At 47.2% G+C, this 12139-nt stretch carries 9 protein-coding genes; all 9 read right to left on the reverse strand.

What is annotated here, in order from left to right:
• Positions 1–2: 2 nt before the first annotated feature.
• The 9 genes from infB to gpr all read right to left on the reverse strand — a co-directional run bounded on the left by infB (position 3) and on the right by gpr (position 11950).
• Positions 3–2783: a translation initiation factor IF-2 gene (gene infB, locus AC0QUU_RS10215; RefSeq protein WP_474542578.1), complete on the reverse strand. Its 2781-nt coding sequence runs from the start codon at positions 2781–2783 to the stop codon at positions 3–5.
• A gap of 5 nt (positions 2784–2788) precedes the next feature.
• Positions 2789–3118, reverse strand: coding sequence for a L7Ae/L30e/S12e/Gadd45 family ribosomal protein (locus AC0QUU_RS10220; protein WP_474542580.1), 330 nt, complete (start codon positions 3116–3118; stop codon positions 2789–2791).
• A complete protein-coding gene (rnpM, locus tag AC0QUU_RS10225; RefSeq protein ID WP_474542581.1) occupies positions 3105–3383 on the reverse strand; it encodes an RNase P modulator RnpM in 279 nt (92 codons plus the stop codon). The genes AC0QUU_RS10220 and rnpM overlap by 14 nt, the downstream gene beginning before the upstream one ends.
• Before the next feature lie 20 nt (positions 3384–3403).
• Positions 3404–4642 carry a transcription termination factor NusA gene (gene nusA, locus AC0QUU_RS10230; RefSeq protein WP_474542583.1) on the reverse strand — a complete coding sequence of 413 codons (1239 nt, stop codon included), beginning with the start codon at positions 4640–4642 and terminating at the stop codon, positions 3404–3406.
• A gap of 18 nt (positions 4643–4660) precedes the next feature.
• The gene (locus tag AC0QUU_RS10235; RefSeq protein ID WP_474542585.1) at positions 4661–5128 is read right to left on the reverse strand and encodes a ribosome maturation factor RimP; all 468 of its coding nucleotides are present in this window, start codon (positions 5126–5128) and stop codon (positions 4661–4663) included.
• A gap of 204 nt (positions 5129–5332) precedes the next feature.
• Positions 5333–7582 carry a DNA gyrase/topoisomerase IV subunit A gene (locus AC0QUU_RS10240; protein WP_474542587.1) on the reverse strand — a complete coding sequence of 750 codons (2250 nt, stop codon included), beginning with the start codon at positions 7580–7582 and terminating at the stop codon, positions 5333–5335.
• Positions 7583–7597: 15 nt separating this feature from the next.
• Complete coding sequence (locus tag AC0QUU_RS10245) at positions 7598–9520, reverse strand: DNA gyrase/topoisomerase IV subunit B (RefSeq protein ID WP_474542589.1); 1923 nt, start codon at positions 9518–9520, stop codon at positions 7598–7600.
• Between the two features lie 133 nt (positions 9521–9653).
• Complete coding sequence (gene spoIIP, locus AC0QUU_RS10250; protein WP_474542591.1) at positions 9654–10844, reverse strand: stage II sporulation protein P; 1191 nt, start codon at positions 10842–10844, stop codon at positions 9654–9656.
• 128 nt (positions 10845–10972) lie between these two features.
• Positions 10973–11950 (reverse strand): GPR endopeptidase, encoded by a 978-nt coding sequence (gpr, locus tag AC0QUU_RS10255; RefSeq protein ID WP_474542592.1) that lies wholly within the window; start codon positions 11948–11950, stop codon positions 10973–10975.
• Positions 11951–12139 lie beyond the last annotated feature (189 nt).

Below are 12139 nucleotides of genomic sequence, written 5' to 3' on the forward strand. Positions count from 1 at the left end.
GCTTATTTTCTCTCAGTTTCAACCATCTTATAGGCCTCAACCTGATCGCCTTCTTTGATATCGTTATAGTTTTCAAATACAAAACCGCACTCATAGCCGGCTCTTACTTCTTTTACATCGTCTTTAAATCTTCTCAGGGATGCCAGCGGTCCGTCAAATACAACAATTCCATCGCGAATCAGGCGGACAGAACAGTTTCTCTCAAAGATACCGTCCTGCACGTATGCGCCGGCAATGGTTCCCACTCCGGAAGCCTTGAATGTCTGACGTACTTCCGCGTGACCGAGAATCTTCTCTTCAAATACCGGATCCAGAAGGCCTTTCATCGCAGCTTCCACGTCCTCAATAGCATTGTATATTACGCGGTACAGTCTCATATCCACGCCTTCTCTGTCAGCAATATCCTTAGCCGTAGCATCCGGACGGACATTGAAGCCGATAATAATTGCATTGGAAGCAGAAGCCAGAATAACATCTGATTCATTAATCGCTCCTACACCGCCGTGAATAATTTTAATAACCACTTCATCGTTCGACAGTTTGAGAAGGCTTTGTTTCAGTGCCTCCACAGATCCCTGCACATCCGCTTTCACTACTATATTAAGTTCTTTCAGATTGCCTTCCTGAATCTGATTAAACAGATCATCCAGGGACATCTTGCTCTTTGTCTCATCCAGTAACTTCACTTTGTTCTGAGCAATAAATGTCTCGGCAAAGTTTCTCGCTTCTTTTTCCGACTCGCAACCTACAAAGACTTCACCGGCATTTGGCACGTCATTCAGGCCCAGAATTTCAACCGGCTGGGAGGGGCCTGCTTCTTTTACTCTTCTTCCCTTGTCATCCATCATGGCTCTTACACGTCCGTGGGCGCTTCCTGCCGCAATGGCGTCTCCTACGTGAAGCGTTCCTTTCTGCACAAGAACAGTAGCCACAGAACCTTTTCCTTTATCCAGCTGTGCCTCAATCACAAGACCTCTGGCCGCACGGTTCGGATTTGCTTTCAGTTCCATCACTTCAGCTGTAAGGAGAATCATTTCCAGGAGCTCCGGAATGCCTTCCTTCGTATGTGCGGATACCGGTACAAAGACTGTGCTTCCGCCCCAGTCTTCCGGAATCAGTTCATACTCTGTCAGCTCCTGTTTTACGCGCTCAATATTAGCGCTTGGTTTATCAATTTTATTAATCGCTACAATAATTTCAATGCCTGCCGCCTTCGCATGATTGATCGCCTCTACAGTCTGGGGCATTACACCATCGTCCGCCGCAACTACAAGAATCGCAATATCCGTGGAATTTGCGCCGCGCATACGCATCGCCGTAAACGCTTCATGGCCCGGTGTGTCAAGAAATGTAATCTTCTCCCCGTTTACTTCAACCACATAAGCACCGATATGCTGCGTAATTCCGCCGGCTTCCCGGTCAATTACATTTGTATGGCGGATAGCGTCCAGAAGAGAAGTTTTTCCGTGATCAACGTGGCCCATAACACAGACAACCGGAGGACGTTTTACCATCAGGCTTTCATCTTCTTCGTCCTCTTTCAGAAGTTCCTCGATAACATCTACAACTTCCTCTTTCTCGCAGAGCACATCAAATTCCATAGCAATCTCTTCCGCTGTATCGTAATCAATTTCCTGGTTCACAGTTACAACTTTTCCCTGCATAAAGAGTTTCTTTACAATCACAGAAGGAACAATCTTCATCTTATCGGCAAGTTCCTTAATTGTAAGCACCTCTGGGATTACAATCTGCTTGATCTGCTCTTCTTTTTTCTCCTGCGGTTTCGGCTGAGGTTTCTTTACCTCGGCAACCTGTTTCTGCTTTCTGCCTTTCTTTGCCTTGCCTTCGAAAGATTCATCTCTGTATTCTTTTTTCTTATTGTCTCTTTCTTTATTTTTAGCCTTATTTCTCTGGTTTTTCTGCTGTTCTACAATCGGAGCCGCAAGAGATTCTCTGTCTTCTCTGCGGGAATCCCCTCTCCGGTCGGAACGCTGTCCCTGTCCGCCGGTACGCTGATCCCGTCCGCCTCTTTCCGGACGCGGCCCTCTTCTTTCACCGGAAGGACGGCCTTCGCCGAATGGGCGCTGTCCCTGACGTTCTCCTCTCTCCGGACGGTTCTGACGGCCTTCGAAATTCTGACGTCCTTCTCCCTGGGTACGGTTTCCCTGAGCAGCCGGACGTGCCGGACGGCTGTCACCGGAAGGACGGCGTTCTCCTGCCGGCCCTGCGGAAGTCTGGGCAGGACGTGCCGGGCGATTCTCTGTTGCCGGACGGCCTTCACCTGCCGGGCGTACCGGACGATTCTCTCCTGCGGGACGTGCCGGACGGTTTTCTCCTGCCGGACGTGCCGGGCGCTCTCCTGCCGGGCGGCCTGCCTGGACAGGTCTGGCCGGACGATCGCCTCTCTCCGGACGGCTCTGACGGCCGTCAGCAGCCGGTCTGCCTCCTCCCTGAGCCGGGCGCTGTCCCCGCTGTCCCTGCCGGTTTCCCTGTATTCTACTGCTGTTTCTGGAATTCTGAGGCCGGATTACATAAGCCAGATTTTTCTTCTTCGGAGCTCCGTCTGCCTTATCAGCTCCCTGAGCAGCATTCTCTCCTTCCGGCTTTTCTTCCTTTTTCTCCGCCTGTCCGGCTCTCTCTTTCCGGATCTGGCTGGCCACATCTTCTTCCAGTGTACTCATATGATTTTTAACATCGACATTTTTCTTCTGAAGAAGGTCTACAAGTTCTTTATTTTCCATCCCCAGTTCTTTTGCCAGTTCATGTACTCTCACTTTAGTCATAACAACTACCTCCTTAATGCAATATCCTCTCTGTTCCCAAGTTCTGTCTGAATTCCGTCTGCAAATCCTTCGTCCAATATCGCCAGAGATGCACGGAACTCTTTTCCCATTGCATGCCCCAAGGTATCTTTATCTCCGTAAAAACAAATTGGAACTCTGTAATATTTACACATATCCCGAAATTTCTTTTTTGTATTATCTGATGCGTCCCGGGCAACAATCACAAGAAATGCCTTTCCTGCTTTTGTCTCGCTCTCTGTCATAGTCTCTCCGCTTGCACACTTTCCGGCCTTCATGGCCAGGCCGATCAAAGACAGCACTTTATCCCTTTTCAACTTCGTCCATCTCCTTTTCAAGCCTGTCATATACCTCCGGCGGTATGCTTTGCTTAAAAGACCGTTCCAGTCCTTTATTTTTCACCGCCTTTTTAAAGCATTCCACACTATGGCAGAGATATGCTCCCCGTCCGTTTTTCTTTCCGGTGGTGTCAACACAAAATTGATTCTCTTCCGTCCGTAATACGCGCATCAGCTCTTTTTTCGGCTTCATCTCGCCGCACCCCACGCACTTGCGCATGGGAATCTTTTTTTTCACTGCCAAATATTTCACCCCTTCAGGTCTTACTCGTTATCTTCTGTCTCAACAAACTCTATCTCATCCGGATCTGCTTCCTCTTCCGACTCATCTGTACCCGGATTCTGGTTTTCATCCCACGCATCATCATATACGCCGTCATCTTCATATTCATCATCGTATTCGCCGGTATATCCTTCCTCCTCAGTCAGGCCCATCTGTTCCATATAGTTCTCCGGAAGATCACCGGCCTCAATTGCCTGTGTTTCGCTCTTAATATCGATTTTATACCCTGTCAGGCGGGCCGCCAGACGGGCATTCTGTCCTTCTTTTCCAATTGCCAGAGAAAGCTGATAGTCCGGCACGATTACGCTTGCCATCTTTTCATCCGGATCCGCCATTACAGAAATCACTTTAGCCGGACTCAGTGCGTTTTCAATAAGAAGCGCCGGATTCTCATCCCAGTTGATAATATCAATCTTCTCTCCCCGGAGTTCATCGACTACTGCATTAACTCTCTGTCCGTTCATGCCTACGCAGGCTCCCACAGGATCCACATTCGGATCATTGGACCATACAGCCATCTTTGTACGGGAACCGGCCTCCCGGGCAATACTCTTAATCTCAACAGTACCGTCTCTTACCTCGGCCACCTCGGCCTCAAACAGACGTTTTACAAGTTCCGGATGTGTACGGGAAACAAGAATCTTCGGTCCCTTTGGTGTATTCTTTACTTCTACAACATACAGCTTGATTCTTTCCGTCGGCTGGAATACTTCCCCTTTCACCTGTTCGTTCTCGGTGAGCATGGCGTCAGCCCTGCCCAGATTAATGCTGATATTTTTTCCGACATATCTCTGAACGATACCTGTTACAATATCTTTTTCTTTTTCAAAGTACTGATCAAACACAACCTTGCGCTCTTCCTCTCTGATTTTCTGCAAAATCAGATTTTTAGCGTTCTGTGTCGCAATACGTCCGAATTCCTTGGACTGTACCGGCACCTGCGCAATATCGCCGATATGAAGAGATGAGTCGATCTCTTCTGCGTCCTCAAGACTGATTTCCAGAGCCGGGTCCAGAACTTCTTCCACAACTTCCTTCTCCGCATAAACAGCATAATCGCATGTTTCCCGGTCCATAATTACCTTTATATTTTCCGCTGTCCCGAAATGGTTCTTACATGCACTGATCAGTGAGTTTTCTATTGCATCCATCATCACATCTCTGCTGATATTTTTTTCCTTTTCAAGAATTGTCAATGCTTCCATTAACTCTGTGTTCATTCTGTCCTTCCTCCTTAATTAAAAATCCAGCGCCAGACGTATCAGCGCGATTTCACTTCTGTCAAATGTCTGTTCCCCGCCGTCTTCATAGGCAATCGTCACAGTATTTTCATCATAGCTTTTCAGAATTCCTTCAAATTCTTTCTGCCTGTCAATGGCACGGTAAGTCCGAATCTCCACTTCCTCGCCCAGACTGCGCGCATAATCCTTTTCTTTTTTAAGCGGTCTTCCCAGTCCCGGGGAGCTGACCTCAAATACATAAGAGTCGGCAATATAATCCTTCTCGTCCAGGATATCCGAAAAAGCCCGGCTCACCGCCTCACAGTCATCCACAGTAATTCCGCCCGGTTTATCAATATACGCGCGGAGATACCATGTTCCGCCTTCTTTTACATACTCCACATCAACCAGTTCAAAGCCAAAACCTGAGACAACCGGTGTGAGAAGTTCTTCTGTTTTCTGTTCGTATTCTTCTTTTCTGGACACACTAAACTCCCTTTCTCAAATGATTTGTCTGTGCTCCACAAGGAAAGATGCTGACAGGCAAAAAACCGTATCATCAAAGAAGAGTGAACTTTCGTTCACTCTTCTGCCGGATTCCTTATGTAACTATAAAAAACTTTAACACCTTTTTCCAGAGAAATCAAGGGTTTTTTCGAAAAAGTATTCTCATCTGAGTGCTGTACAGATTCAGTCCGCCTGTCTGGTCTTTGTACCGGTTCCGTCCCGCTTTGCTGTCTTAAGCCGGTTCAGTGTGACTGTCTTTTTGCCGTAAGTCACTTTTGTTTCCGTCCCTTCCTGGAACAGATAGACATTTTCCAGCACATCTTTTTTCTGAAGTCTGATTCCCCGGACTCCGATTGCCGCCTTCTTCTTTTCCGGAACTTCCGATGCCGGAAATCTGAGGAAATAGCCGTTTCTTGTCTGCAGTACAATATGCTGATTTTCCGTTATTACCTGTACCGAGACAAGCACATCTTCCTCCTGCAGTTTTGTAGCCGCAATCGTTCTTTTGGACACCTGGAATTCTTTGCCGTCAACTTTTTTGATCATTCCCTGAGCTGTAGCAAACAGCAGCTGCGAGAACCGCATCTGCTCCGCATCACAGATCATAATAATCTGCTCCTCACTGCTGGAATAATTACTCACATTGTCTATCGGAGTTCCCTTATCCCGGAATTTTCCGCAGGGCAGATCCAGAACACGGATCTGATGCATCTTTCCTTTATCCGTAAAAGCACACAGTCTGCCTGTATTCATGCAATGCACAATATATTTATTTTCGCTGTCTGCCGCTTCCTTATTTCTCTCATAGACCGAGGGATCCACTGTCCTGGCATATCCGAAACGGTCCATCAGGAATACCACTTCCTGCTCCTCGATTTTCTTTTCTTCGAATACAGCCTCTGCGGCATTTTCCACAACGGTACGTCGTTTTCTTCCGTATTCTTTCTTGCAGGCATCAAGTTCCTCTATGATTACCTGAGCCATAGAATCATAATTATTCAGAATATCCTCATACCGGGCAATATTTTTCAGTGTCTGCTCATGCTCCGCCCGAAGAGCCTCGATCTCCAGACCGATCAGACGGTAGAGACGCATCTCCAGAATTGCCGTGGCCTGGCGCTCTGTAAATCTCAGAAGCGCGGCCATCTTTCTGGAAATCGGCGACTTGAACCGGATATTTTCTGTAATTCCGTTTACAAGGCAGGCTCTTGCATCTTTAACCGATTTGCTGCCCCGCAGGATCTCTATGATCAGATCGATTACATCACAGGCTTTGATCAGACCTTCCTGAATTTCACTCTTTTCCTGCTCTTTGGCCAGAAGCGTCTTATACTTTCTGGTAGCCAGTTCAAACTGAAAGTCCACATGATATTCAATAATCTTTTTCAGGCCCAGCGTCTCCGGACGTCCGTCCGCCACCGCCAGCATATTGACGCCAAAAGTATCTTCCAGACGGGTCTTTTTATAGAGCATATTTTTCAGATTCTCTGCATCTGCTCCGCGCTTCAGTTCCAGGACAATCCGGATGCCCTCTTTGGAAGACTGGTTGGAAATATCTACAATGTCCGTAGTCTTTTTAGACTCAACAAGAGCGCATACATCATTCAGGAATTTTCCGATTCCGCTTCCGATCATTGTGTAGGGTATCTCTGTAATTACCAGCTGTTTTTTCCCGCCTTTTAATTCTTCGACTTCCACTTTTCCGCGGATTTTAATTTTCCCCTGACCTGTTTCATAAATATTAAGAAGGTCATCTTTATTGACTACAATTCCGCCGGTGGGAAAATCCGGGCCTTTTATGTATTTCATCAGCTGCTTTGTACTGATGGCGTCATTTTTCATATATGCCTTTACCGCGTCGATCACTTCTCCCAGATTATGGGTGGGAATGCTGGTGGCCATACCTACGGCAATTCCCTCCGCGCCGTTGACAAGAAGATTCGGCACACGTACCGGAAGAACGACAGGTTCCTTTTCTGTCTCATCAAAATTGGGGCCGAAATCAATAACATTTTTATCCAGATCGGCAAGACAGATCTCCTGGGTGAATTTTGTAAGTCTTGCCTCTGTATAACGCATAGCCGCGGCGCCGTCTCCCTCAATTGATCCGAAGTTTCCGTGGCCGTCCACAAGAACCATGCCTTTTTTAAAATCCTGCGCCATAACGACCAGGGCCTCATAAATGGAACTGTCTCCGTGGGGATGATATTTACCCATGGTATCGCCCACAATACGGGCACATTTTCTGTAGGGCCTGTCATACCGGATACCCAGCTCATACATATCATACAGAGTTCTCCTCTGGACAGGCTTGAGCCCGTCTCTTACATCCGGCAGCGCTCTCGCTATAATTACGCTCATGGCATAATCAATATAAGATTTTTTCATAAGATCTGAATATTCGGTTCTTATAATCTGTGGTTCACTGCTCATCTGATTTCTCCTTAATTATATATCCAGCTCTGCTTCTCTTGCATTTTCATAAATAAACGCCCGCCGCGGGGGAACCTCGGTTCCCATCAGCATTTCCGTCACGCCGGAAGCCATTCTTGCGTCTTCAATTTCCACCTGTTTCAGAATTCTCCGTTCCGGATCCAGGGTTGTCTCCCAGAGCTGTTCCGCGTCCATCTCTCCCAGACCTTTGTATCTCTGAAGAGTAAAGGACCCGGAATGCGTTTTCCGGTATTTTTCCAGAGCTTTATCGTCATACAGATACTCTTCTTCTCCATTCTTCGGCATTGCTTTGTACAGAGGAGGCATAGCAATATAGACATGTCCCTCGTAAATCAGATCCGGCATGAACCGGTAAAACAAAGTCAGCAGCAGAGTGGAAATATGAGCTCCGTCCACGTCCGCATCTGCCATAATAATAATCTTGTCATAACGGAGTTTGCTGATATCAAAGTCATTGCCGTATCCTTCAGAAAACCCGCATCCGAAAGCATTAATCATGGTTTTGATCTCCGCATTGGCAAGAATTTTATCAATGCTTGCCTTTTCCACGTTCAGAATCTTTCCTCTGATAGGCAGTATGGCCTGAAAGTTTCTGTCTCTCGCGGTTTTTGCCGAGCCGCCCGCCGAATCTCCCTCTACAATAAAAATTTCACATTTCTTCGGGTCACGGCTTTCACAGTTAGCCAGCTTGCCGTTGCTGTCAAAAGAGTATTTCTGTTTCGTCAGTAAATTTGTCTTTGCCCTTTCTTCGGTTTTCCGGATCTTTGCAGCCTTTTCCGCACTGGACAGCACGGTTTTAAGCGTATCAAGATTACGGTCAAAGAAAAGTATGATTTCCTCTCCCGTAACTTTTGACACGGCCCTGGAAGCATCCGGATTATCCAGTTTCGTTTTTGTCTGACCCTCAAAACGGGGATCCGGATGTTTAATAGAAATAATAGCCGTCATTCCGTTCCGGACATCCGCTCCGGTAAAGTTGGCATCCTTTTCCTTGAGAATGCCCAGCTCACGGGCATACTGATTCATTACTGTAGTAAAAGTTGTCTTAAAACCGGTCAGATGAGTACCGCCTTCCGCATTGTAAATATTATTGCAGAAGCCCAGTACATTTTCATGGAACTCATTGACATACTGAAAGACAGCCTCCACCTTAATCCCTTCAGATTCTCCGCTGAAAAAAACCGGATCATGGAGAGTCTCTTTTTTACTGTTCAGATCCCGGATAAATCCGATAATTCCGTCCGGCTCATGGTAAACAACCGCCTCCTCCGGCTCCTTTCTTCTGTCCTCAAACCGGATAGTCAGTTCCGGATTCAGATATGCAGTCTCATGAAGTCGGCTTTTTACTTCCTCAGCCCGGAAACGGGTTTTCTCAAAAATCTGATCATCCGGCAGAAAATTCACCGTAGTTCCGGTCTTTTTTGTCTTCCCGATCTTTGGAAGAAGCCCGTTTTCCAGTTCTACAACCGGAATTCCTCTCTCATATCTGTCATGATGAATATATCCGTCTCTGCTGATTTTTACATCCATATATACCGACAGCGCATTTACTACTGAGGATCCCACACCGTGAAGCCCTCCGCTTGTTTTGTATGCAGAATCATCAAATTTTCCTCCGGCATGAAGCGTTGTATACACAAGACGGGCGGCCGAGACTCCCTTCTGATGCATATCCACCGGAACACCACGGCCATTGTCAGATATCGTGGCAGATCCGTCCTTTTCCAGAATCACCTGGATCTCCGAGCAGAATCCCGCCAGATGTTCGTCCACGGAATTATCCACCATCTCATAAATCAGATGGTTCAGTCCCTTTGCAGACACGCTTCCGATATACATTCCCGGACGTTTCCGGACCGCCTCCAGTCCTTCCAGCACTGTAATATTTTCTGCATTGTACGTCTGATTTGCCGCCATTTATCTTCTCCTTTTTCTTCCCGCAGGACCGGGCCAGCGGGAAAAAGCGTTCTTTCGCCCTGCTTTACCGCAGGGCAGTCCATTACATACTATACCACTGGTTTTTCCAAATTTCAATGAATTTTCTTCCCGGCTATTTTCCGGTAATTACCTGACAGAGTACATCCGACAGCACTTCCATTGCATTCATCATTTCCTCTACTGTATTGGTCTGGGCCCCGGCCTCGATCAGAAGTGATTTCGGCATCAGATGCAGATTATACCGATAGGCTCTCAGATATATATTTCGCGTAAAGCCCGGATATTCTTTCTCACAGGCCAGTTTCATCTGCAGAGAAAAAGCCAGGTTATCCTGTATGTACGGATTACTCAGATATTCGATATCCCCGTTTGTACGGGATCGGCTCAGTCCGTTGAAAAACATAATCTTTGCCGTAGGTTTTCCGTTGATTTCCGTTACCAGACGGGTATCTGACGATACTCCGTCCCTGTGCAGATCAATGACCACTTCAATCGACGGGTTTTCCTCCAGAATTGTACTGACCGCCTCCTCTGCCTTCCCATAGGCATTGCTCCGGTCCAGTTTCCCGTCAATAATATCGTACACGCCGGTGTCATGAATGGTTTCAATTCCTTTTTCATTCAGCAGCTCCGCAAGATATGCTCCTACACCCACAATACTTTCCGAAGGATCCCCCGGTGTGGAATCTTTGAATTCTTCCTGGGAATGGGTGTGATAAATCAGCACCTTGGGACCATCTGTGCCGGTATCTATTTTCATACTTCTTCCCAGAAGGTCATCTACATTCAGCTGTTCCGGCCCAATCATTGTAGAGCTGTCCACGATATAAAAATGACTGAGCAGATAATCAAAATCTCTCAGCTTTTCTATAGACAGATCCGCCGTCGGAACAGTTGTCTGAACTTCTGTCTCTGATTCATCCGGATCTCCGATTAAATTGCCGCTTTCATCAACCATATTCTCATCATTTGCCTGGCTTTCCAGTATTTTTGCTATGGTTTCTTCGTCTTCCATTGTCTCCTCATATAGAATATGGTCCTCTACATAACCTATGAGAGGCATCCAGGCAAGAGCCTTTTCTCTGAGCCATCCGGAAGCCCCCTGCTTCTCCGGGCTTCCGGCATAGAGAATCCCCGGCATGTACATTTCTCCGGAGCAGTGAAACAACGTCTGCTGAAGCCGGTATTTCCACTGATCTGTTATACCGCCTGCCCCGATATAAATAATACCGGCACATAAAAAAACAGCTGCCGCCGTAAATAAGGCATATCTTCTTTTTCCGTTTCTGAACCATTGATTCATACCGGCCTGCATTCCTTTCCATCGCATAATTCCACTGTGTCTTCTGAAATATTATGCAAGCCGGGAACGACTTATGACAGGTTGCCGCCCGGTAAAACAGAAGAAAAAGTCTGCGGCTGTACATTGCCTCAGGAGCCCTGATTTTCTGAAAAAAGCATATTCAGCGCCTCAGAAATCGTATGGCTGATATGATGTATCATTTCGTCCACGTCTTTTGGGGTAACAAACATCCCATTCAGATGAGGCGCGATCAGTTCTTTTACAAACTGATACTTTTCTCCCGGACTGTACGACCTGAGTACCTCGCCGACTCCTTTCAAAGCGGCAGAAGATTCCAATGCCCGGATAAAATTCTCCATTGTATCATTCACAATCGTAGCTGCATCTACCACCGTCGGTACCCCAATACCGATCACCGGAACTCCCAGAGAGTCTTCCGTCATCCCGTGCCGGTGGTTTCCTACTCCGGAGCCGGGATGTATCCCTGTATCAGCAATCTGTACCGTACGATTCAGCCGACGGCTGTTGCGTGCAGCCAGGGCGTCCACGGCAATGACCAGATCCGGGCATGTTTCCCGGACAATTCCTCTGACAATCTCTGCTGTTTCCATTCCTGTCTGCCCCATAACTCCGGGCACAACCGCGCTTACCAGGTCAGCCCGGTCCATTCCCATGGCATACTTTCCATATTCTTTTACAATATGGCGTGTTACATTCAGATGATCCACTACATAAGGGCCCAGTGCATCGGGAGTGATATCCCTGTTTCCCAGTCCTACGACAAGGACAGACAAATCTTTTTCCTCTTTCCTTTTTTTCTGAATCAGCTCCCGGATACGGCGGCAGAGCTCCGCGGCAATCTCCATCTGGCTGTCCTCGTCCGGCACCGCCAGATCCGGCGCTTCCAGCGTGAGATAAGTTCCCACCGGTTTTCCCATAGCTGCCGCCCCGTTTTCTGTTTCAATTACTACCCGGGTTGTACGGATTTCCCTCTCCTCATCATACTCTTCTTCAAGAACTACTCCCGAAATTTCCACATCATCCGATTCAAACCTTTCTTTCTCCTCCAGTGCAAGATCCGTCCGCACACAATAATTTCTGATCATATCTCACCCTCGCTTTTCGAAATTAATTATTCACAGTCCGCAGCGGTTCAGCCGTACATCCGCTGCTTTTCAGCTTCTTCTCGCCTTACAACCGGACTGTTACCAGTTTTTACGTTATTTCTTAAATTATGTATTGACAACCCCTGGAAGTTGGCATAAAATGAATGAGTATGTTTCAACGGAACGTCC

The organism is Mediterraneibacter sp. HA8405, from assembly GCF_056148955.1.